Source organism: Flavobacterium gilvum (genome assembly GCF_001761465.1).
Taxonomy (GTDB): Bacteria; Bacteroidota; Bacteroidia; order Flavobacteriales; family Flavobacteriaceae; genus Flavobacterium; species Flavobacterium gilvum.
Map to the genome: position 1 here is coordinate 3875571 of NZ_CP017479.1, position 24125 is coordinate 3899695.

General features: G+C 37.3%; 15 protein-coding genes. 2 read left to right on the plus strand and 13 right to left on the minus strand.

The genetic code is table 11. The features are described 5' to 3' along the window. Window positions 1–552 precede the first annotated feature (552 nt). The gene (locus EM308_RS15695) at window positions 553–1854 is read left to right on the plus strand and encodes a sensor histidine kinase (protein WP_197056117.1); all 1302 of its coding nucleotides are present in this window, start codon (window positions 553–555) and stop codon (window positions 1852–1854) included. Here the strand turns inward: EM308_RS15695 and EM308_RS15700 are convergent, their stop codons facing one another. The 10 genes from EM308_RS15700 to rhaT all read right to left on the minus strand — a co-directional run bounded on the left by EM308_RS15700 (window position 1855) and on the right by rhaT (window position 14330). Further along, on the minus strand, window positions 1855–2487 hold the full coding sequence (locus tag EM308_RS15700; protein ID WP_051877709.1) for a response regulator: 633 nt from the start codon (window positions 2485–2487) through the stop codon (window positions 1855–1857). It abuts the gene before it with no gap. A 402-nt stretch (window positions 2488–2889) separates the two neighbouring features. Further along, on the minus strand, window positions 2890–3708 hold the full coding sequence (locus EM308_RS15705) for an SDR family oxidoreductase (protein ID WP_035635781.1): 819 nt from the start codon (window positions 3706–3708) through the stop codon (window positions 2890–2892). 33 nt (window positions 3709–3741) lie between these two features. Then, on the minus strand, window positions 3742–4329 hold the full coding sequence (locus tag EM308_RS15710; RefSeq protein ID WP_035635783.1) for a LutC/YkgG family protein: 588 nt from the start codon (window positions 4327–4329) through the stop codon (window positions 3742–3744). Beyond that, a complete protein-coding gene (locus EM308_RS15715; RefSeq protein WP_035635785.1) occupies window positions 4322–5722 on the minus strand; it encodes a lactate utilization protein B in 1401 nt (466 codons plus the stop codon). Before EM308_RS15715 ends, EM308_RS15710 begins: the two co-directional genes overlap by 8 nt. 260 nt (window positions 5723–5982) lie before the next feature. After that, the gene (locus EM308_RS15720; RefSeq protein ID WP_231559995.1) at window positions 5983–7353 is read right to left on the minus strand and encodes a glycoside hydrolase family 28 protein; all 1371 of its coding nucleotides are present in this window, start codon (window positions 7351–7353) and stop codon (window positions 5983–5985) included. A 31-nt stretch (window positions 7354–7384) separates the two neighbouring features. Continuing rightward, complete coding sequence (locus EM308_RS15725; protein WP_035635789.1) at window positions 7385–8125, minus strand: (Fe-S)-binding protein; 741 nt, start codon at window positions 8123–8125, stop codon at window positions 7385–7387. 5 nt (window positions 8126–8130) lie between these two features. Continuing rightward, window positions 8131–9492, minus strand: coding sequence for an FGGY-family carbohydrate kinase (locus EM308_RS15730; RefSeq protein ID WP_035635791.1), 1362 nt, complete (start codon window positions 9490–9492; stop codon window positions 8131–8133). 150 nt (window positions 9493–9642) lie between these two features. Beyond that, on the minus strand, window positions 9643–10917 hold the full coding sequence (locus tag EM308_RS15735; protein WP_035635794.1) for a TIM barrel protein: 1275 nt from the start codon (window positions 10915–10917) through the stop codon (window positions 9643–9645). A 206-nt stretch (window positions 10918–11123) separates the two neighbouring features. Continuing rightward, the gene (locus tag EM308_RS15740) at window positions 11124–13250 is read right to left on the minus strand and encodes a bifunctional aldolase/short-chain dehydrogenase (protein ID WP_070261878.1); all 2127 of its coding nucleotides are present in this window, start codon (window positions 13248–13250) and stop codon (window positions 11124–11126) included. 30 nt (window positions 13251–13280) lie between these two features. After that, window positions 13281–14330 (minus strand): L-rhamnose/proton symporter RhaT, encoded by a 1050-nt coding sequence (gene rhaT, locus EM308_RS15745; protein ID WP_035635835.1) that lies wholly within the window; start codon window positions 14328–14330, stop codon window positions 13281–13283. 382 nt (window positions 14331–14712) lie between these two features. Between rhaT and EM308_RS15750 the strand changes: the two genes are divergently transcribed. Then, complete coding sequence (locus EM308_RS15750) at window positions 14713–15753, plus strand: GntR family transcriptional regulator (protein WP_035635870.1); 1041 nt, start codon at window positions 14713–14715, stop codon at window positions 15751–15753. 88 nt (window positions 15754–15841) lie between these two features. On the opposite strand, the gene EM308_RS15755 is transcribed toward EM308_RS15750, so the two are convergent. The 3 genes from EM308_RS15755 to EM308_RS15765 all read right to left on the minus strand — a co-directional run bounded on the left by EM308_RS15755 (window position 15842) and on the right by EM308_RS15765 (window position 23936). Continuing rightward, window positions 15842–17710, minus strand: a complete 1869-nt coding sequence (locus tag EM308_RS15755; protein WP_035635837.1) for a rhamnogalacturonan lyase — start codon at window positions 17708–17710, stop codon at window positions 15842–15844. A 317-nt stretch (window positions 17711–18027) separates the two neighbouring features. Next, the gene (locus EM308_RS15760) at window positions 18028–20157 is read right to left on the minus strand and encodes a hypothetical protein (RefSeq protein WP_035635838.1); all 2130 of its coding nucleotides are present in this window, start codon (window positions 20155–20157) and stop codon (window positions 18028–18030) included. A 146-nt stretch (window positions 20158–20303) separates the two neighbouring features. Further along, window positions 20304–23936 carry a DUF4450 domain-containing protein gene (locus EM308_RS15765; RefSeq protein ID WP_035635840.1) on the minus strand — a complete coding sequence of 1211 codons (3633 nt, stop codon included), beginning with the start codon at window positions 23934–23936 and terminating at the stop codon, window positions 20304–20306. Window positions 23937–24125: the final 189 nt, after the last annotated feature.

Sequence of the window (24125 nt, forward strand, 5' to 3'; positions counted from 1 at the left end):
TTCAATTCCAAAACAAGCATTTTGTCTATATCAAAATCAAAAGGGATTTTTGTATGAATTATAATGTGCTTTATTAGAAAACAAAAACTATTTTAATGCATTGGATATAATTGTTTTTTACAATACCGCGGCATAGAATTTAGAGTTTTTTTAAACAGCTAGATAACCGTTTCGCTTCTCACATAGTAATCTATGTGACCCGAGACCGAAGGGCGAACTGACGAAGTAATTACACCCAACTGGTTATTTTAATTTTCACATATAAAAATTGATTATTCCATTTTTACCATTAAAAACACAAACTTTCGTAATAAAATAATATTTTTTTAAGAAGAAGCATATAAATTTTATTAAATTACATTCCAAACAAAATAAAATATGGCCCCAATCACAAAAGCAATAAATTCCAAAAATCACAATATCATACTTCTTTATGCTATCTTATTTTTTTCATGCAGTTCATTAATCATCATAAACTATATAACAATTAGAATTTTGTCGGCCTCTAGGGCATATGTTAATGGAGAATCACATTACTCAAAGGGACAAAACATGGCATCCCGCTATTTAATAACTTATTTATACACTGAAAACAATAAAAACTGGGAATCGTTTAACAAAGCCTTAAATATTCCTTTGGGGGATCAATTGGCACGCACTGCCTTAACAAAAAACCTAAATGACAGCATAGCAAAAAAAGGATTTAGAGCTGGTCAAAACCGGGAAAGAGATTTGGATGATTTAATTTGGGTGTTTAAAAATTTTAGCTCGGTTCCATTTCTTAAGAAAGCAATTTCCGAGTGGGAAGTAGCAGATAAATCTGTAAATCAACTCCATAAAATAGGTATTGAAATAAATGAAAAAATTAAGTCCAAAAAATTAGATGAGAAAAAGAAACATGAACTTTCTACAAAAATCAGTCAAATATGTGAAAGTCTGAGCGTAGCCGCAAATCGATTTTCTAATATTGTCGGCGATGGCACCCGCGAGATAAAAGACAATCTGATTGTTATAAATATATTTTTTATACTATTAATTATCAGCAGTACAAGCATCTATTACGTTATTACATTAAAAAAAATGATTCTCTCAGAAAAAGATCTAATAAGTAAAAAAGAAGAATTAAGGGAGATTATTGAAGACCTTGAGAAAACTAAAAACGAATTATCTACAGAAATTGTACAACACAAAAAACTAATTGGAACGATCAGCCACGATATTAAAAGTCCGTTGAAGTATCTGGCTATTACCAATAAATATATATATGAAGAATCAAAAAAATGTGATAACGAAAAATTAAAAAAAAATACAAAGTCTGTATATTCTTCAACCCTTCAATTATTCAATTATATTGATAGTCTGCTTACCTATTCCAAAATATTCTTTGGGGACAAAACCTCTGAAAATACAGGCTATAAACTAAAAGAATTGGTAGAACAAAAATGCAACTTATTTAATGAAATTGCAGAAGCTTCTAGCACTATTTTGATTAACGAAATTGACGAATATTATACTACAAATATAAACAAAGAAATACTATCTGTTATCCTCCACAATATTCTGGACAACGCAATCAAAAACACCGAAAAAGGAACAGTAAGGATATACAGTTATATCGAAAATAAAAAATTATATCTCGCCGTGGAAGATACCGGAAAAGGGTTTAAAGAGGAAGATTTAATCTACTACAATCAATTAAGTAATCAACAATCTACCGAAAAATTAATGCTAAAAAATGGTGGCATGGGATTACTTATGATTATAGAATTAATTCAAATACTCAATGGCGATTTAAAATTTTACAACGAAAACCGCCAAGGAGCAAGAATTGAAATTATTACAGATTTGAATTAATCAGAGCGTAAATTTTTTAAATAATTCTGATAATTCTATAATGTTGGTTATTTGCGCTTTTTTAAAAATATTCAATTTGTGGGTACTTACTGTTGTCATTTTAATATCAAGCTCATTTGCAATTTCCAGATTTCCATACCCTTTTACAAGAAGTTCAGCAATTTCAAATTCACGTTGGGTAAGTTCTTCCAACGGATTTCTATTTTCTTTTTTATTTTGTGAAAAAGATATAAACTTATCCAGAATATCGGCAGAAATATATTTTCCTACTTCCAGAACAGCCTTTACAGCTTTTACGATAGTATCACTTTGACTAAGTTTATTCAGATACCCATTGGCACCGGCCTGAATATAACGAAAAGCATAAATGTCTTCTTCATGGGCCGAAAAAATCAATATCTTAACATCTTTTTGCAATGCTCTCAAATCGTCAATCATGTAGTATTTTTTTCCACCTGGTAAATTGATATCCAATATTACCAAATCAAAAAAACTTTTTTCCAATTCAGTGATTGCTTCCGGAAAATCATTAACTCCAAAAACCTGAATTCCATCTATTTCGTTTTCCAATAAAAGGGACATTCCTGACCTGACAATAAAATGGTCATCAACAATAAGTATTTTTTTAATCATAGATAAAATTTAATTTAATGTAAATTTGGGGGGCAAAAACAAATAAAAAAAAACCATCATCATCCGTCACATTTTTCCAAAAAACAAAATGTGTTCGTAAACAAATAGCCGTTTTAAGACTTGAGATTTATTAAAAAGTTTAATATAAAATAACAAATAATACATTAAAAAAACATAAACTCCTCAATATAAAATCTCTACAAAAAAAACAGTTACAAAGGTACTTAAATTAACAAAACAAAACTTTCTTTTTATTTAGTGTGCTTTTTACAAATATAAAAATACAATGGCTCTTCAAACAAAAAAATCGGTCTGAATTGAAAAATTTCAATTCAGACCGATTACAATATTTTTTAAGTTATTCAAAAAGAACAACCTACACTATCATTCTCTATAAAAATTTTAAACTCCACTATAAATAGTAAACCCTCCATCAATAGTTACTTTTGAACCTGTAACAAATTTTGAGGCATCACTCAATAGCCAAATCAGCGCACCTATCAATTCTTGGGGCTTACCAAAACGGGCGAAAGGGACATTTTGAATAATTGAATTTCCTCTGTCAGTCAAGCTACCATCTGGATTTGTCACAAGAGTACGATTTTGTTCCGTTAAAAAAACGCCGGGCGAAATTGAATTCATTCTTATCTTATCACCATGGCGCCTGCAAAGTTCAACAGCAAAATTTTTCGTGTACGAATCAATCGCAGATTTTGCCAAACTATAACCCAAAACTTTGGTCATCGCCTGTTCCGTAGCCACCGATGAAATATTTACAATACTACCTCCTTCTGGATTGTTTTTCATTACAGCCCCAAAAACTTGTGTTGGCAAAACTGTACCAAATAAATTCAGATTCAAAACTTGATGAAAAGCTTCCATATTCAGCTGAAAAATATCCTGATCCGGCTGAACAATTGCGTCGGGAATATTACCTCCGGCTGCATTCACCAATCCATCAATTTTTCCAAATTTTGAAAGCACCAAATCTCGAGCTTTGATTAAATCGCTTTCATTGGTCACATCGGCAATTAAAGCAAGTGCTTCCCCTCCCTGCTCTTTGATTTGATTTACCTTTTCGTTGGCAACTTTTTCATTTCGACCCAAAATACAAACAACTCCACCTGCCTCAGCAATTCCTTCTACAAATGCTCCTCCTAATATTCCGGTTCCACCTGTAACAACAATTACGCGTTTATCTAGTCTAAAATCTGCTTTCAAATTTTTCTCTTTCTATAATTAAATATTCGGATTCTAATCCAATAAAAAAACAACCAATCCTCTTGCGCCATGCGCTCCCAACACAAGAGATTGCTCTATATCGGCAGTTTTTGATGGTCCTGCGATAAAAGTTCCGAAACCGTATTCCTGATTTCCGATACGTTCATAAGCCTGGTGCATTGTGGGCACAATATCTTTTTTATTTACAACAATGGCTAAATATTGTGGTATAAAAGCCGAAACCCTTTGCCCCAAAATAGCATCGGTAACCCAAAGTGCTGAGTTTTCGGCAACGCCAAAATGAGCTTTAAGCAAAGTCAATTCTACATCTTCCAACGAATGTGGATCAACAGTAAACCAATCTGTTTTTGCAATTTCTTCCAATTCCGGAATAGTCGTGATTATTCTTTTATCTACAGCATAATTTTTCTTTACAAAGTCGATTATCTCCTGATAATCTGAAACTTCAACAAAATCTCCTCCAATACCTTTCAAAACGGTCTTGTACTTTTCGATTATCTCAAAAGTCTCTTGCCCCAAAACGTTCAAATCGGGCAATTCGCTAACGACTGCTGGCTGATTTTGTCTTACTTTTTGTAATATTGCAGCTTTACTACTCATTGTTTTTCTCTTTTGATTCCCTTGAATTTTTCTTGTACCAATCTCTGAATGATTCCTCTGGAACTTCTGGCATTTCTCTGTTATCGTACCATTTGTTCAAACCATTATTAACCATCCCAGGTACATTTTTCATAACAAATTTGCCCATTTTTCCGGCTAAATTAAATACGGTAGGACTTGCCAAAACGGTAGCCATTGTGTTCATTGCAACGGTTTTTGCCATTGGTGTATGTCCTTCTTTTACCAATACCTGACGCCATTTGTACAATTGGTCATGAATATCAATCTTTACAGGGCACACATTGGTACACGAACCGCAGAGTGTACTTGCAAAAGGCAAATCGGCATTTTTACTCATATCCAAATTCGGAGCCAAAATAGAACCGATAGGTCCCGCAACCGCATTATGATAACTGTGTCCTCCACTGCGTCTATAAACCGGACAAGTATTCATACATGCTCCACAACGGATGCATTTCAACGAATTCCTGAAATCTTCTCTGCCCAATTGAGTCGTTCTGCCATTATCGACAATAACAATGTGCATTTCCTGTCCTACTCTAGGTTTTTTAAAATGACTGGAGAAAGTCGTAATGGGCTGTCCTGTGGCGCTTCTGGCTAATAATCTCAGAAAAACACCGAGGTGTTTGCGTTGCGGAATCAATTTTTCAAATCCCATGCAGGCAATGTGAACATCGGCAAGATGCGCTCCCATGTCGGCATTTCCTTCATTGGTGCACACTACAAATTCACCTGTTTCGGCAACGGCAAAATTTACTCCTGTCAAAGCTACTTTTCTCGTCAAGAAGGTATCCCTGAGATGTAATCTCGCGGCTTCGGTTAAATACTGCGGATCGTTATTTCCTGCTTCGGTTCCAAGGTGTTCGTGAAAAGTAGCACTTACATCTTCTTTTTTAAGATGAATCGCCGGCAAAACAATATGACTTGGTGGCTCTTGTCGAAGCTGGACAATTCGTTCACCCAAATCGGTATCGATTATATCAATCCCTTTTTCGATTAAATATTCATTCAGGTGACATTCTTCGGTAAGCATTGATTTGGATTTAACCATCTGCTTTACACCGTGCTTTTCCATTATAGAATGCACTATTTCATTGTGTTCTTTTCCATCGGCTGCCCAATGTACAATGATGCCGTTTTTTAGGGCATTCGCTTCAAATTCTATTAGATAATCATGAATATTCGAAAGAACATTGTTCTTTATTTTGGACGCCGTTTCCCTCAACAATTCCCATTCCGGAATTTGGTGGGCGGCCTTATCCCGCTTCTCCCGAACAAACCAAAGTGTTTCATCATGCCAATCCACACGATTTCCGTCTTTATTAAAACGAGTGGCTGCTTCACTGTGTTCTATTATTTTTTTTGAAGACATCTTTTTTGTTATTTACAAATTATACCTAGAATCCGCATTAGAGTTTTATAGATTTTTTCACGCAGATTTTGCAGATTTTGCAGATTTTCGCAGATTTTCGCAGATTTTAAAATTCATAATGACAGTCTAAAAAAAATCTGTGATTATCCGTTTAATCTGTGACCCGAGCGATAGCGAATTGGCGAAGCACATCCGTGGCCTATTGCGTAATTTTAGTTAAAAAGAATGGCTACCTTTACTATTCTTTTTTACGTTGTTCTTTAATTATTTACAAAATTCAAAAGGTTTTCGTCAATATAATTTTTCTCACGAATTTCGGAAGCTTTAACATTTTTCAGAAAAACATTTTCTACCGGAAGTTCTTTTTGTCCCAAAACTCTCGAAATAAATTTCACATTGGTAGCACTTACATTTTCTAGATGTATATTTTTTATTGGAGTAAGTTTTCGTTCAATTGTTGGAACCAAATCTCTCCATTGGTACAAAACATCGGTTTCGATTCCAAGTATTCCCTGGTCAATTTTACCCGAAGTAACATTGGTCATGTAAATATTGTTTACAAATCCTCCTCTGCGCTCATTGGTTTTTATATATAACAAATGATTCAGTTTTGCCCCATCAACAACATTACAGTTATCAATAAAAACATTTTCTACCCCACCTGATAATTCACTCCCAATGGCGACCAATTGATGTCCGTTTTTGACGGTACAATTTCGGATAACAATATTTTTTGATGGTGTATTTAATAGCCATGCATTTTTTCCGCATCCCGATTTTATTGCAATCGCGTCGTCTCCTTGGTCAAAAACACAATTTTCGATTAACACGTTCTGGCTCATCTCCGGATCTACCCCGTCGTTGTTATGACCATGCGCATACACTTTCAGATTTCTAAGCACAACATCTTTGGATAAGAAAGGATGAATGGTCCAAAATGGGCTATTGGTAATCGAAATCCCATCCATCAAAATATTAGAACAACGGTTAAACTGAATAAATTGTGGGCGCATGTGAGCGGAATCATTAACCATCATCCGCTCTTTCATCGGTTTATTATAAGAGGCAAGATAGTACAGGCGTTTAAGACTTTCCATGTGGGCTTTGGGGCGTTTAAACCATTCTGTCCAAACATCCATTTTTGCTTTCAGCTCGCCTTCTCCCGTTATGGCTATGTTCTTGCACTGATACGCATAAACCAATGGCGAATAATTAAGACATTCATAGCCTTCCCAAGTACTGTTAACAGCAGGCAGATAATCATTTGGGTTTTCGGAAAAAAGTAAAACAGCGCCTTTCTCCAAATGTAAATTCACATTACTTTTAAAATGAATTTTCCCCGTTAGCCATTCTCCTTTAGGAATAACCACAATGCCTCCCCCTATTTTATTGGCTTTGTCAATTGCCTTATTTATGGCATTCGAAATCTTAACTTTATCTCCGGGAACTGCACCAAATTCAACTATTGAAAATTTCCTGCATTTGCTAAAATCAGGAATTTTGATAACAGGCATCTCAAAAGGTGCTTTAACTACTACTTCCGTAAAAGGTACTGAGGGTTGATTTTTATCAAATGACCAAAAAAAAATGGACAGGAATACTAGTAGAAACAGGCTTATCTTTTTCATCATTATTTTTTTTAGTTTAAAAAAAGGGTTTCAATTATACAGTTCCCGAATTTAAAATTTCGGCGATATGTATCGTTTTTATTGGACTTTTTTGCCTTTTCAAAATACCGTCCAAATGCATCAAACACGACATATCTACTCCGGTTATATAATCAACTCCTTTATTTTCGTGGTCTTTTATACGGTCTTGTCCCATTTTTACAGAAACTGCTTCTTCGGTTACACAAAAAGTTCCTCCAAAACCACAACATTCATCTTTTCTTGATAAAGAAACCAAATCAATAGATTTTATTTTGCTTAATAGTTGAGCCGGCTTAGAGAAAAAAGGTGCATTTAATTCCGTCATTTGCGAAAGCTTTAAACCGCGTTGTCCATGGCAACTTTGGTGAATTCCAACTCTATGCGGAAAATTCCCTTCAATGCTTTCGACTTTCAAAACATCGGTAATAAACTCTGTTAATTCGTAAACTCCTTTTCGCATTTTTGAAGCCAATTCTTCTCTGTTTTCGTCATGCAAATGCTCTTTTACATGCAACACACAACTTCCCGAAGGACAAACGATATAATCGTATTTAGAAAAATTATCTATAAAATTTTTATCGCAGCCTTTGGTTAAATGCTCATAGCCACTATTGGCCATAGGCTGTCCGCAACAAGTTTGATCAAGCGGAAACTCAACAGTACATCCCAATTTTTTCAATAATTCATAAGTAGCAATTCCTACTTTTGGGTAAAATTGGTTTACATAACAAGGTATAAATAGTCCTACTGACATAGTTCTTAATGTTTGAAAAATTTCAAATCAATTAAATCATTCTGAATAGGTTTTGTATTCCAACTATCATGAATTGCCAAAGCTGCACCCAAAGCACTTGCCTGCGCCATTGATGCGGCATACACTTCCATTTCAGGATAAGCCTCTGCAAGTAAATTCATAAAAAGGGAATTTTTGCTAAAACCTCCGTCTACAAAAATCTTTTTCACGGGACTATTATGAATAATCAAATTTGTAGAATTGACCTGTTGCTCTACCAAATCCAACATTAATTGGTGATACGCAATATCATAGCTTTTAAAATCGGAAAGGTTTCTTTTCTCAAAAACACATTCGCTTAGTACTCCCGAATTGGTTTTTTTTGAAAAAACTATCGAATAATTTATGGCTCGTAAACTTGCCGTAATCTTTTTATCATAATAAACCTCCTTGTAGGCATCAATTGGCACATTAAAATGCTCTGCCAGCCTTTTGGTTTGAACTTCGTGTACATTCCCAGAGAATAAACGAGCTGCCTTAACTGGTTTTTCAATGTATTGAAGGTAACACAAACAATCTGCTTCCAATTCATCAAAAGTCAGTTCCTTATTATTGAACGGATTTAGCGAAATACTCCAGGTCCCAGTAGATAACAAAACAAAAGGTTCTGTAAAATTTGCTGTATAAGGAATTATGGCCGAAGAACTGTCGTGCAGTCCTCCGCCTACTAATAAACCATCTTTTGTTTTAATGGTATCTTTCCCATAATGAAATGGCGGAATCCTATCAATTATATTTTCTTTTTTAAGCCATTTGTGATACTTCATCTTACGAAAATTCCAAAGATTCGTATGACACCCAACACTGGTTATATCGGTAAAAAACTCGCCCGTAAGGATCGAACTAAGGTATTGAGGCAAATGCAAACAGTATTTTACTTTTGTGAATACCTCTGGTTGTTCTTCTTTGAGCCTGTAAATTTGCATCCCCGAATTTAGGCTTCCTAACACCGGGGAAGCCGTTTTCAAGGCAAATACTTGTTTTCCTTTGTATTTATTATAAAATTCGTCTTTTAACGCTTCTGGATACTCTTTCAAATAATTATACAAAGGCGTTAACGGATTTCCATCCTTGTCGACATAAACAAAACTAGCTCCATAAGTACTAAAATTGACTGCTTTCAGGACATAGTTTGTCAAACTTTTTATCTCTGATAATTGTTCCAACATCCAGTTTTTGAGCAACACTATATTCTCGCAGGGAAAACCGTCTTCATCGACTGTCTCTTCAAAATTCACAGATTTCTCCCAAACGATTTCATATTTTTCGTTGAACAAAAAAACTTTTTTATTGGTTTTTCCAATATCAAAAATGGCAACTACATTCATTTAGTTAATTGTGAATTATTAATTATGAATTATGATTTACAGAATTATGAGTTATGAATTATGATTTACAGAATTATGCTTTTTTTGCCAAATAGTTTAACATCAACAAGCTAACAACTCATAATTCATAATTAATAATTCATAATTAAATTATAAGCCTGTGGCCATTGTTTTTAATCCTCTTTCGTCAATTAGATTTCTTCTAACGTCAAGACCGCGATACAATTCCACCGGATTCAATGCCGCTCCAGAACGCAAACGGGCTTCGGCTACCAATGCACGAACATCTGTACGGAAAGCATTTTGCAGAATTTCTTGTGCTCTAACCACATCATTTTCCTCTTGCGCAATTGCCAACGCTTTTCTGTCTACAGAAAGTGCCTGTGCATAAGCAATCATAATCGCTTCAACAGATTGCAATAAATCTTCCAACGGATCTTTAATATTGTGAGAAGCATCAATCATCCATCCCAAATCTTTGGCGTGATTCATTCCACGAGCATCCATACCTTCAACCAATTCATTGAAAATCAAAAATAATTGATATGGTTTTAAAGCCCCAGCCGTTAAATCGTCATCTCCATATTTGGAATCATTAAAGTGGAATCCACCTAATTTTCCTTCCATCAGCAATAAAGAAACAATTTGCTCAATATTTGCATTTGGCAAATGATGTCCTAAGTCAACCAAAGTTTGTGCTTTCTCTCCTAATTTTTTCACATAAGAATAGGATTGTCCCCAATCTGCAACTGTAGTCGAATAAAAATTTGGTTCAGCACATTTGTATTCTAAAAATAATTTCCAGTTAGAAGGCAAAGCAGCGTAGATTTCTTCCAAACTTTCTAATGTGTTTTGATACGCTTTACGGAAATTTAATTGTCCTGGGAAAGAAGATCCATCAGCCAGCCAAACAGTCAATGACTCCGACCCCAAAGCGATACCTTGCTGAATCACTTCGATATTGTGTGCAACAGCCTGTTTACGTACAGCTTTGTTTACATTTTGCAATGAACCATATTTATACGTATGCTCTTGATTATTCTGATCCTGAAAAGTATTGGAATTAACTGCATCAAATTTCAAGTTATGTTGTGCTGCCAATGTTTTTATGGCATTATGATCTGTTGGGATATCCCATGGAATATGCAAAGAAATTGCTCCAGAAGAATTATTCAAAGCATGTAATAAGCCTACATCTTCAATTTTTTCTTCCAAAGAACGAGGTTCCCCGCCTCCGGCAAAACGCCCAAATCTGGTTCCTCCTGTCCCTAGTGCCCATGAAGGAATAGCGATCTGAAAATCAATCAGTTTTTTAATAATGGCTTCCGATTCTGCAATTTCTGATACAGTAAAAACCAATTTATTTTGATGTTTTTTTAATGACTGCTCATTATGAGACTCTATATTGTTTGATCCTATTATCATAATATTTACGCTTTATGGAGTTTAAAGGTAGTATAGAACTCCGGTTTGACTTACTATTTATTTTTCTGCTTATTCAAAAATGATTAATCTTATTTTTTTGTCTAAAAAAAAGATTCTTATTGGTTATACTAAAAAATCCAACGCCCGACAATGTCGGACGTTAGATAACAAAAACCACTTTGTTTAACCAAAACCTAATTATACTATTATCTGTAAAAGCCCATGGCCACGCCGCCGTCTACATTCAGGGCATTTCCTGTTGATTTACCCAACAAGCCGCCTACGAATGCAAAACAAGCATTTGCAATGTCATCCGGCAATATAATTTCATTCAATAAAGTGCGTTTGGCGTAATAGGCCGGCAATTCTGCCACCGTGATGCCATACGCTTTAGCACGTCCCTCGGCCCATCCTCCAGACCAGATATTAGAATCCGAGATTACTGCATCCGGATTTACCGTGTTCACACGGATTTTGTCCGCTCCCAATTCGGCTGCCATCAAACGCGTCAGGTGTGCCTGAGCAGCTTTGGCCGATCCGTAACCTGGATTGTTTGGTCCTGCAACTACCGCGTTTTTCGAAACGATGTTTACAATATCTCCACCAAAGCCCTGTTTGCGCATTACTTCGATTCCGGCTTTGGAAACAATAAATTGTCCTTTTACCAAAATATCATACAGTCTGTCCCATTCTTCCAGAGTATGTTCGGCTATCGATTTGGAAATACTGATTCCGGCGTTGTTCACCAGGATATCTACGCCTCCAAATGCAAGGCTCGCATTATCCAATGCATTTACCGTGCTATCCGTATCGGTAACATTCAACAAAGTGCTGGCTACGGCATCCTTTCCGAATTTTTTGGTAAATTCTTCAAAAGTTCCCTGCAAACGCTCCGCGTCGATATCATTCAGGATAACACAGGCACCTTCCTCAGCAAATTTCTTGGCAATTGCTTTTCCGATTCCGCCTCCTGAGCCTGTCACCAAAGCGATTCTTCCCGAGAGGGCTTTCGGTTTTGGCATACGCTGCAGTTTGGCTTCTTCCAACAACCAATATTCGATATCGAAAGCTTCCTGATGCGGCAATGAAGTGTACTCCGAAACCGCTTCGGCTCCTTTCATCACATTCACCGCATTAACATAATATTCCGATGCCAATCTGGCCATTGTTTTGTCTTTTGCAAAAGTGAACATTCCCACTCCCGGGTATAAAATCACCACCGGATTCGGGTCACGCATGGCTGGTGAGTTCGATTTTTTGCAGGCGTTGTAATAGTCTTTGTACATTGCACGGTAGGCTTCAAAGGCCGGAGCCAGTTTGGCTTTTACCGCCGCTACATCCGACAAATCTTCGTTTGGATCCAACTCCAATACCAGCGGGCTGATTTTGGTTCTCAAAAAGTGATCTGGACAAGAAGTTCCCAATGGGGCCAGTTTTGAAAGGTCGTTTGAATTGATGAATTCCAAAACTCTCGCATCATCGGTATAATGACCGATCATTTGACGTTCCGATGAGCAGAAACCTCTCAAAATAGGAGCTACTTTGGCCGCTTTTAGTTTTCTGTCAGCCTCGGCTAGACTTTGTATTTTTTGCCCACCAAAAACAGGTCGTGTTTTTCCGTAGTTGCTCTCCAAGTATTCGGCACACTTTTCGATTACTTCAAGCGTGTTAATATAGCTTTCATAGGCTGTGTCTCCCCAAGTAAACAATCCGTGGGAGCCCAGCATGATTCCTTTTAATTTTTTTCCGTTTTTCGCTGCTTCTTCCAGACAGGCTCTTAGCTGAAGTCCCAAGTCAAAGCCCGGACGCTGCCAGCCTACCCAGCCGATTTCTCCGTTAAAAAGTTCTTCGGTGATTTTCTTTCCGTCTTTGGCCGCCGCAATGGCAATGGCCGCATCCGGATGCAGGTGGTCGATGTGTTTGAAAGGCAGAAAACCGTGCAATGGCGTGTCGATTGACGGAGCTTTGGAAGCCAAATCAAAGATACAGTGGTTGAACAATTCTACCATTTCATCCTCAAACTCAATTCCTCTGTACACGTTTTCCAGATTGCGCAAACGCTCCAAATAAAGTGCGGCACAACCCGATTTGGTCAATGTTCCAATGTCTCCTCCCGAACCTTTGATCCACATTACTTCTGAATCGGCTCCAGTCAACGGATCCTTGTCTGTTATTTTTACCGAAGTATTTCCACCTCCGTAGTTTGTTAATCTTAAATCAGCTCCCAATAAATTGGAGCGGTAAATAAAAAGAGCTACTTCATCTCCAGCCAACGACGCGGCTTTTGCTTCATCCCAAAGGTAGCTTACATGTCGAAAAGTCGTTTTTTCCATATCTATATTTGAAATCGTTTTTTATGTCTATTATAATGAGTTTCCAATTCCTACCAAGACTATCGACAACATGATTAAGCCGATGCCTAAAAGGAACGTACTGAATGTCTTTTTGGAAACTCCTGTCCATTCTTTCAAATAGAAGCCCCAAAAATTGGCTGTCAAAATAATTGTTGACATATGCAGAATCCAAGAACTGGCTCCGTTACCCAATTTGCTTTCTCCCATTCCATAAAAGAAAAACTGCAAAAACCACATTGTTCCAGCAATCGCAGAAAATGTAACATTCTTAGCAATCGGAGTTTTGGTATTGGTATAATCTTTGAAGGTTTTATTTTTAAAATTAAGATACATACACCATATAAAATTGGTGGTTAGTCCTCCCCAAAGTACCACTATATATGTTACGTTATTTTGAAACAACGGATTACATCCTTGAACAACAGCTGCTTCTGCCATTGGTTTTCCTGCTTCGATTCCGAAATTGAAAAATGAACTCAAAATTCCAGATATAACAGCGATAATAAGTCCTTTTACCAAACTGAATTCCTGCTCATTATTACCATCTTCCATCCCAAAATCTTTTTCTTTCAAAATCCCGGCTCTTCCCGAAATGGCTATTCCAAGAACGCAAACCAAAACCCCGATCAAAACAAGTCTTCCGCCAGTTGAGGCAAGCATATCGGTAAAGGAAATTTTGCCTTCGGCTGGATAAAAATTATAATAAATAGAAGGTACCAAAGCTCCAAAAGTGGAACAGAAACCCAAAACAATCGAATTCCCCAATGACATTCCCAGATAACGAACTCCCAATCCATAAGTTAACCCTCCGATACCCCAGATAAGTCCCATTAAATAAACAACAGTTTTTATTGTTGGTGATGCGGCACTAATTATTTCCGGGAAATTTGGTATTGTCAAATAAGCTGCCAAAGGTGGCACAATCAACCAAGAGAAAAAACCTCCTACAAGCCAATAGCTCTCCCATGCCCAATCCTTCACTTTTTTGAAAGGCATATAAAAACTCCCTGACGAAAAACCTCCTATAGAGTGAAAAATAATTCCCAGTAATGATTCCATTTTTGTTATTTAATTTTTGGTTAATTTATTCGTTAATCTGTTTTGTAAAATAATATAATGTAAAAAACAAAACTATCCTGCACTGTCCTTTTTTGAATCAAGTTTTAACACAATGTTAGAAAAATATCTAAAATAAGTATCAAATAATAATGATAATATAAATTTAAAATCTTTATTTTAGCAACCGAATAGTAATGATTTTGTCATTCTTAATTTTCTCTTTTTATTAAATAAGAAAAAAGAGCACAAAAGAATCTGCATAATCCGGCTGATGTTTTTGTTATTGGCAATATATCAATTCATTGGTTGTCCGTTAGGCCATACTGGGTTTACTAAAAGAAATATTCATTAATTTAATGAGTACAATTCCGAAAACATGAATATGATTAAGTTAATTAAAATCGATGATGATTCCAGGGTTCCAAAATACAAACAAATTGTAGATTCAATCCTGTACAACATCAGCAATGGTAATTTAAAAATCAACCAAAAAATTCCGTCAATTAATAGTTTCAGTGAAGAATTCTATATCTCGAGGGATACTGTCGAGAAAGCCTATAGTATTTTGAAAGAGCGAAAAATAATTTCTTCTATCAGAGGAAAAGGCTACTATATCACTCGAACAAAACTGGAATCAAAAGTAAACATCTTGTTTTTATTCAATAAACTGAGTTCGTATAAAATGAAAACATACAGCGCGTTTATTGATACTTTGGGAGCAAATGCACATACCGATTTACATATCTATCATTGTGATGAAACCTTATTTTTAAATTTATTGGACAAATTTGAAGGTGCTTATGATTATTACGTGATAACAACACATTTCAAGTCCGAAGAACTAAAACACCAAAGCTATACAGATGATGTTGTAAAAGCAATCCGAAAAATCCCAAAAGAAAAACTTATCATAATGGATAATATAAAAATTGGGATGCAGGACGAAATTATCTCTATTTATCAGGATTTTGAAAACGACATCTACAATGCCTTAAAAGAAGGGCTTGCCAAGATTGCCAAATACGAAAAATTAATCCTTGTTTATCCAGAAAAGGCTGTTTACCCTTATCCCAGAAGAATTTTACACGGATTCAAAAAATTTTGTATCGAACACGAAATAAACTTTGAAGTCCTGGATCAAGTCTATGATGATATGATTCTTAAAAAAGGGGATTTATTCATCACGATTGAAGAATCAGACTTGGTTAATCTGGTAAAACAAGTGAGAGACAAAGAATACATTTTAGGGCAAGATATCGGAATTATCTCTTACAATGACACTCCATTAAAAGAACTTTTGGGAATAACCGTCATTTCAACCGATTTTAACGTAATGGGAGAAACCGCCGCCAGAATGATTCTCAACAAAGAAAAAGGACAAGTAAAAGTTCCTTTCAATTTTATAGACAGAAATTCTATTTAAGAGTTCCTAAGATGCTAAGTTACTAAGACTCTAAGAAAACCTTAGCAACTTAGCAGCTTTGCAACTTAGAATCTTAGTAACTTAATAACTACTTCTTCAACGGCACCAATACAATATTAGGCTTAGGAGCAGACTTCATGCCATACCCCATATAAAAGCCAGTATGCGGTGGCTGATTGTAGCCCACATTTTGCCATGCGATACTTAAACGATATTGAGGATCATGCATCAGGGTATATTGTCTGATTTCGGTTGGAATTGTAGTCGAATAAATACGTAATTCTGTATTATCGGCGCTTCTGAGTATCAGTTCCTCTCTCCAATCTCCGAGAATATCAGCCGAAAGAGCCGGAGTCGATTTGGTGCCATTATTCGACACAGCACCATCGGCCGTGAAAAGCCTTCCACCGTTATATTTGTCAATATAATTCGAATTAAGCAATTCTCTTGAAGCATCGCCATCCCAATAAATCAAAAAATTGGCTGCTCTTGGCGCGATTCCAATTTTCTCTCCTTTTGCATCATGCAAATCCGGAGAACCGGACCACCAAAATTGCGCCCCGATTCTAGTGGGATCAATATTATCGGCAACACCTCTCCCAACATCATTATCTTCAGAATCCCTAAACAAAACCTTACCCGTAGCCGCCGAAAACAAAACAGCTCCCGGACCTTTGGTTCCTTCTTCTATTTCATGCACCCCAAACACTTCCAGTCCAGGTATTTCGGGAACAAGGTCCGAAACATGCAGAGCATCTCCGTGTCTGAATCCCGTTGTATATAAACCTTTTCCATCATCGTCAACACACATCGAACCGTAAACAATTTCGTCTTTGCCGTCATTATCGACATCAGTAACCGAAAGCCCGTGATTTCCCATTCCCGAGAATGGATTTGCTGCATCTTTTGTATCAAAAACCCAACGTGAAGTCAGTTTTTTGTTTTTAAAATCCCAAGCTGCCAAAACCGTTCTGCCATAATACCCGCGACACATCACCACACTTGGATGCACACCATCCAAATAAGCCACGCAAGCTGTAAAACGATCCACTCTGTTTCCGCTCGCATCATTTTTTCCGTTGCCCCCTCTTCCGCCCCAAGCGCCAATATCTCCTCTCTCTGGAATGTAATCAACGGTGGTTATCATTTTTCCTGTTTTGCCCTCAAAAACCGAAAGATATTCAGGCCCTTTCAAAATCTTTCCAAAAGTTCCAGACTTTTCATCAGTATCTCTCCAATCTTTGGAAGCGTCGCCAATCACTTTTCCAAGTCCGTCAACACTCCCGTCGGCAGTTTTACAAACAATTTCAGCCATGCCGTCACCGTCCAAATCATACACCATAAATTGCGTGTAATGCGCTCCCTCGCGAATATTTTTTCCCAAATTTATTTTCCATAAAAATTTTCCATCCAAGGTATAAGCTTGCAAAACTGCCGGATCTGTTAATCCTCGTTGCGAATTATCATGCCCTTTTCCGGTCATGTGCACAACTAAATCATATTTTCCGTCACCGTCCAAATCCCCGGTCGAAACATCATTCGGAATATAACCCGGTATTTGTTTTATCGGAATCGATAGGTAATCTTTAACCTCAGCATTGGCATTAATTGTAAAATCGCCTTTCGTTTCTGTTTCTTTTCCATTTAAAACTGTTTTTACAAACCAAGTATTTGCCTCTTTTGGATTGGCTTTTTCATCAACAAAATTTGTTGCTCCGCTGATGGGTTTTTCATTAAGCAAAATAGCTTTTCCTGTTCCATTTTTTCGATATAAATTAAAGGCCAAATTATCCGAATCTGTACCTAAGACACGCCAACTGATAAAAAATTTGCCGTTTTGATTCATTGCAACAACTCCGCGATCCAAGTTTTCCATTTGCCGCTGAGCAAATGAAAAAACTGTTGACAAAAGAAACAAGAGAAACAAACCTCTTCTCCTCTTTAAAAATGCATTCATAATCAATTTTTGGTTTTTATGGTTAGTTAAATAATATTCTGTAATAAAATATTTTTCTCGTCCGAAAACACGAGACTTCGGGTCGGGCTGTACGTTCCCACATTTTTTCCCTCAAAAAAGAAAAAAAAAGAGCTCCACTTCCATCCCAATGTCATTAAATTAAGGATTTCTTGATAAGTTTTTTTCAAATATAGCTCTCGCTAAGTCGCAAAGACGCAAAGAAATCGGCTCCAAACTTTGCGCCTTTGCGACTTTGCGAGAAAATGCAAATCTTAACTTAATGACATTGGCTTCCATGGGTTATCCCGCAATCCTGATCAAAACATCTTTTTAAATCCTTCGCTTTTCACTTTCCAGGTACCGTCTTTCGGGAAACCGGGATTTTCTTCTGAGGTTCCGTCCCAACCGGCACACATCATTGCAACCGCCGTCAGTATTCCACCATTTCCGGGAAGGTACAACGTAAGCCTCTCCGATTGGTAATTATGTCCGTTTTTCAAATAAGTATTCGTCACTATATTCATAAACAAAGCATCTATTGCTTTTTCCGGCATCCCCAAACGCGCGGCACACATGGCAGTCATCGGGAAATCCCAACCCCATGTTTTGTCCCAAGACCAAGTATCCCAAACCAAATCAAAGGTGTTTTTCATGATTTTTTTATCCAAAAGCGACGTTTCTGGAAGCATCCCAAAAGTTCCCAAAACCGATGGGTGATCAGTTTTAAATTCAGGATTGGTATACGAATCCTGAGCACTTTCGGTGGCCAGATAAACATTGTCTTTTATTGGTAACGCTGACAATTTTGCCAAAACGGTTTCCCATTGTTTAGGCACTTCCTGATTCATTTTCTTTTTCCATGAAATAGCGGTTTTCAGTGCCCAATTCCAATATGCCAATTCATAAGTTGGGTTAAAAGTTTCCATTGCCTTGAAACGTTCCTGCGCCGGAATAACTCCAGGTCCAAGCAAGTATCGATCCATTTTGCTGTCATAGTGCGCAAACGACGCCATAAAATTGGCTGTTTCAAAAACTCGTTCTCCGTATAACTTCAAAGTCTCTTGGGTTGGTTTGGCACGGTACATCAAATCAGCATAGGTAATAAAATGAGGCTGTTGCCAAATAAGGAATGCCCCCACCGAAGACGGACTTTCGTCACCCGCAAAATCAGTCATTTTTTGCCATCTTGCGCCTTCAAAACCTTGTCTTTCGGCTAGCTTTTTGGCTTTGCCAAAAACTTTTTGATACCAAGGCAAACTTTTTTCCAATAATTCGGGTCTGTTCCAAAGCGCAAAATGAACGCCGTGCCACCAATGCATTTCCAAATGCGGCTTACCAAACCAACTGTTATAGGTTAAACCTGTTTCCTGTGGAGGAACTTTTCCAGTGCATTGCACCTTGGTTAAATATTGCGAAAGAATGACTCTTCGCTCCAATTCTTTGGCACGAACATCCGTACTTCCCGAAAAATCGACTGCCGCACCACTTTCCCAAAAACGCTTCCATCCAGTAATACTGCTGTTTTGAATTTCTACAAATGAAGGTGTTGCAACCACTTTTTTAGAAGTAATCCCAAAAAGACAACTCAACTCAAAAGTATCCGAACCCGATGGTTCTACAACAAAATAATGATCTTTCACTTTTTTAACCTGACCATTTCCATTCCATTTCAGGTGAATATCATACGAGATACTGTCCATTACATGCGTGATAACCGCTGTAGTTTTGTTTTTTTGCGCAAGCGTACTTTTGTACCCCTGAGTACCTTCCCATTTGATTCCCATATCTGCCCATTCGGCGGTTGGGAACGGAATTCTCAATCGCACTTTTAAGCGATTTTGTTTCACCAAATCCGATTTTACGCGCACGCCAATCGCATCTTTTTCTTGGTGTGAAGCAGTCAAAACTGTTACCGGAATTCCATCGACTTCAAAACGGCTTTCGATTTCGCCCGTCCATAAATTCAGGTTTTGCGAAATGGATTTAATATCTTCTGGTTTTGCGAGAGTTCCATCTTTTTTGGTGATTTCAAAACCTAAATTCCCCAATTGCAGCAAGTGCGGATTTTGACGGAACCAGTTCACCGCTTCGTTATTTCGAGGCGCACCTTTTTCCTGAACGCTATAAGTGATATCGCGCCCATATTGCTTGTATTTTTTTAAGGTTTCCGAAAATTTGTAACCATTTGTGTTTTTATAACTGTCCCATCCCCATTCCGATTGCGTTCCCAACGGAACCCCTTTTGCGTATTTTTCAGGAAAAGTTTGCAGTCCAGTGGCATCAACTGTAAAGGCAAAAACGCCATTTCCCACGGTCAAAGAAGCCAAAGTATCTATAGCCGAAATTTGAACATTGTGTCGTGTCACCAATGCCTTTCTGTCAATTTTTTGCTGAGCCGCCAATGCAATAACGCAAAGCAAAAATGGTAATAATAGTATTTTTTTCATGCCAGGATTTTATTTGTTTAATCTTTTAAGGGTTTAAAATTGTTTAAGGTTGTTTAAATTAGTTTTATGCCTTTTGTCCTTTGTTTATTTTGTCATTTTCATTGCCATTGAAATTGCCATTTATATTGATATTGATATTGCCTATTTTATCTAACCAACGTCGCGCTCATTAATCCAATAACCACATCATTGGCAATTGTTTTCAAAGTCACATCTTTCAGTTTTTTGTTATTATCCAAAGGCAAATCCAAAATCGTCGCCGCTCCACCATCTATTCCATAATTGGTGTAGCCTTTTATCGTAATAAAATCTTTAAAAGTCCTTGAAATTTCACCTGTTTTCAAATATACTCTAAGCGGTTTAGGAGCATCAGTGGTAAAGGCTAAACCATTGGTAAAATAATCCTGCTCGATTGGCCACCAATTTTCGGGGTTCTTCAAAAGCAAAACCTCCGAAGTTCCATCGGTATAATTCACCCTGATTTCGCCATTTACAATTCGGCTTTGCATAGGGTTTGTCGTTCCCGCCACCATGAGATATAAATGCGATGCTTTCCCTTTCAGCGGAACACTTACACTTTTCGGAAAATTATCCCACATGGAAGTAAAAACGATATTTTTTTGATTTTCATCAAAAGGCGTTTGAAACACTATTCCTTCGGGTGTTGTAATTTGTCCCGTTGGTTTCGCTTTTTCACGTAATCCTTTGTCATCAACAGAAACCGATAAATTAGGGTAACACCAATTTCCTATTCCTTGTTTTGGAAGTTGCAAAGTGACTGTTTTCGGTCTTGGCGACAAATATTCGGTTTTGAACACATCGGTAACTTTAGCATTAAAAAAAGAAGAAAGCGACACAGTTTCCAAACTTTTTTCTTTGGATAGTGGAATGTCCCAATTGGTAATCGAAATTTTGTAAACCGAATCGGAAGCTGTTCTTAGACAGAAACTATTGGTTCCGGGCATCAAATCCTGAACCGGAATCTGAATGGTTTTTTCTCCTTTTTTATTCAAATGAATCGCTTGCTTTTCTTTTGCGGAAGCGTAAACCAACTTCCCTACCATTTCATCAGAAGTGTTGTTTTTCACGGCCAGTTCCAAATTTTCATTTTTCAGAGCCGTAATTCGGGATTCCATTTTAGGTCTCACCTCAAATTCCACCGGACTCCACCATGACAAATCACCTTGTTTTAACTGCACAAAAAAACATTTATTGGCAGTGCCTTTCGCATTTGCGGTTAGCGTTTTATCCGTTTTCGAAATGGCATCCAAACAGGATTGTGGATCATAAACTTTCAAAATTGAAACTTTATCTGTAGTTATATTCAAAGAATCACCCAAAGCATAAACCTTTGCAGTTTTTATTTTTTCCAAAGCCTTACCATCCCAGGAAATCACAATATCATAACTCTCACTATAAGGAGCCTCAATCGTCAACTGAGGACTTCCAATACTTTCTGCCGAAGCGGTCCAAGTTGCAGTTTTTCCATTTACAGTTACACTTTTTATTTTTTCAAAAGGAATAGCAACGATGAATTTCAAAGCCATTTTTTTTGCAAAATGATTTTCGATATGATAAACATCATTCTTATTTTCTCTTTTGAAAAAATAGGAAACATCAGGAATCTCCAAAGCGGCATTGTCCCATTTTTCAGGGAAACCGGGCTTAATCGTCAAAACTCCTTTCATGGCATCGGGCTGAATCCCAAAAAGTCCTTCGACCAAAGTGCGAGATGCCATCCCAATTGGGTCGGCAAAGTCGCGATAGAGTTCGCCTCGCATTGCATCCTGATAGGTCAATTGCTCAAATCCGCCCGGAGAAGCGCCCAAATACATGCTCTCGATTAATGCGCTTTCCCACATGGTATAAGCCGTTTCCGATTGTCCGCCTTGCCAGAAAGCCAATGACGTATGCAATTGTTCTGCCAATGCCACATTATTTATGGACCAAGTGTACGGTTGCCAGTTGGTGGTGCTAATCATATATAAATCCTTTTTGTCTAATCCATCGACTGAAATCGGTATATGCGGAATCTGTTTGTCGACATATTGCAACATCTGATAACTCTCGAAAGGATTTGACAATTCCGAATCGATAGTGTGGTAAATACTCCAAATTCCGGGAGAATCATGCAATAATTGATTTCCTAGCATGTCTTTGAATTCGGCAAAAATTCCTTTTTTGGGAATCCAAAGTTTTTGATTCACCGCTTTCAAAATTTTATCAGCTTCTTTATAATACGGAAGCGTGTCCTGCTGAATTTTCCCAGCGACTTCACCCACCAATTTATTAGCATAATAATTGTAAGCCGAAGAATGAATCACGCCGCCACCGCTGTATTGCAGGGCATCGCTTGCCCAAATTGAGGCATAGGCATCATAAAGTCCGTCATTATCGGAGTCAAAATTTCTTTTTTCCCAATTGAGATGTCTTCCTATCACCGGCCACATTTCTTTCATAAATTCGGTATCGCCCGTCCATTTAAAGTGACGCAGCATTTGATCAAAAAAAACCAAATTCATGTCGTAATGATGCGCAACTGTATTCTTATTTGGATTCCTGCTAATGTAACCGCTGCTGAACATTGAAGTTCCTAATTCTTCTTTTTGGCGCGCCAAATTTCTTTCGGCATCAAAAACTACAGACCCAGTTAAAGGCTCGGTCACCTGCGAATGGCTGTAACTCGTAAAATGGGTTTTGGCTCTGTCATGCCATCCCAAAGGATCGGCAACATAAGCGCCTCTCCAGGCATTCAGAAACATTCTCCAGGCTACCGCTCCGTGTAGATAAGCGGGATTTTCCCATATACCGTCGGCGGCGAGAGAAAGTGCCGACCCAAGCGTATTGATGTAAGGATCCGGAGTCGAAATTTTAACTCTATTGGCCAAAACCTCCGTATCTTTTATCGATTTTTCAAATAATTGTTCCAAAGTCTTTTGAGAGCCTTCTACTATTGTTTCATCCGTTGTCAAAAGCCAATACAATCCTGTGTTTGAAACGAGATTTAGTTTCCCCGTGATAACCGTTAACGATTCTAGAACAGAATTATAAAGTTCTAATGGTGAATTTTGTTTTTTGGCATTCGCCAAATGCGTTTGTGATTCGGGGAAAAAACCAAATAAACGCTTGTTATTTCCCGTTTTTTCCTTGTTACTTTCAGAACCATAATTCAAACTGAATGATTGTTTTTGTACAACGTACTTATTCCCTATACAATAGTCCGGCTGTAGATAAAAAACCGATTCTGGGTCGGCACCAATATCACCCTCCCTACTGAATTTCTTACCCGTTGCGCCACCATAAGCCCAAATCAGCTCAATATTTTTCGGAAGATTATTGCCATATACTTTCAGGACAAGTCCTTCTTTTTCCTTTAAAGCCACAAGTTCAATAAAAAGTGCTCCTTTTTCTAGAATAGGATCTTCAATTTTATAACGCATTGTTCCCAATACGTATCGAGTCTCAATTTTTGAAGCCTCACTCACCCATTTGCTTTTTTTCCCATTGGATAAACCCAACTTAAAATTGCCTCCCATTCCGGGCATGTACATCGCAAATTCGGGCAAATCACCTGCCTCTACCCTAAATCCGGTATTGGAACCGTATAATGCACGATTGAATTTTCGGGTACCATTTTTCAGGACAAAAGCATCGCCATCGGGAGCGTAATGTATTTTACGATTCTCCTGTTTGGATATCTTTTCTTGTCCTGTTATTCCTATTGAAAACAACAAAACAATAAAAGAAAAAACTTGAATATTTATTTTTTTGATTCCCATATTGTTTCAGAAAAAATTACATTAGTGACGTTTTCGATTTTTGCTTCCGAGCCTTCATTACTTTTTATGCATACATTTTTCAACGACCAATTGGAACAGACAATATGCAACAAAAAATTCCTCATGGAAAATCGGATTAAAGATGGTCATGCAATTTGAGTCTTTTTAATTTTTTTAGCATCCTGCTCT

What these genes read in the sequence shown, in the direction of transcription:
- EM308_RS15695 (WP_197056117.1), top strand. Translation starts at nt 553, where the DNA reads ATGGCATCCCGCTATTTAATAACTTATTTATACACTGAAAACAATAAA.
- EM308_RS15700 (WP_051877709.1), bottom strand. Translation starts at nt 2,487, where the DNA reads ATGATTAAAAAAATACTTATTGTTGATGACCATTTTATTGTCAGGTCA.
- EM308_RS15710 (WP_035635783.1), bottom strand. Translation starts at nt 4,329, where the DNA reads ATGAGTAGTAAAGCTGCAATATTACAAAAAGTAAGACAAAATCAGCCA.
- EM308_RS15715 (WP_035635785.1), bottom strand. Translation starts at nt 5,722, where the DNA reads ATGTCTTCAAAAAAAATAATAGAACACAGTGAAGCAGCCACTCGTTTT.
- EM308_RS15720 (WP_231559995.1), bottom strand. Translation starts at nt 7,353, where the DNA reads ATGATGAAAAAGATAAGCCTGTTTCTACTAGTATTCCTGTCCATTTTT.
- EM308_RS15725 (WP_035635789.1), bottom strand. Translation starts at nt 8,125, where the DNA reads ATGTCAGTAGGACTATTTATACCTTGTTATGTAAACCAATTTTACCCA.
- EM308_RS15730 (WP_035635791.1), bottom strand. Translation starts at nt 9,492, where the DNA reads ATGAATGTAGTTGCCATTTTTGATATTGGAAAAACCAATAAAAAAGTT.
- EM308_RS15735 (WP_035635794.1), bottom strand. Translation starts at nt 10,917, where the DNA reads ATGATAATAGGATCAAACAATATAGAGTCTCATAATGAGCAGTCATTA.
- EM308_RS15740 (WP_070261878.1), bottom strand. Translation starts at nt 13,250, where the DNA reads ATGGAAAAAACGACTTTTCGACATGTAAGCTACCTTTGGGATGAAGCA.
- rhaT (WP_035635835.1), bottom strand. Translation starts at nt 14,330, where the DNA reads ATGGAATCATTACTGGGAATTATTTTTCACTCTATAGGAGGTTTTTCG.
- EM308_RS15750 (WP_035635870.1), top strand. Translation starts at nt 14,713, where the DNA reads ATGATTAAGTTAATTAAAATCGATGATGATTCCAGGGTTCCAAAATAC.
- EM308_RS15755 (WP_035635837.1), bottom strand. Translation starts at nt 17,710, where the DNA reads ATGAATGCATTTTTAAAGAGGAGAAGAGGTTTGTTTCTCTTGTTTCTT.
- EM308_RS15760 (WP_035635838.1), bottom strand. Translation starts at nt 20,157, where the DNA reads ATGAAAAAAATACTATTATTACCATTTTTGCTTTGCGTTATTGCATTG.
- EM308_RS15765 (WP_035635840.1), bottom strand. Translation starts at nt 23,936, where the DNA reads ATGGGAATCAAAAAAATAAATATTCAAGTTTTTTCTTTTATTGTTTTG.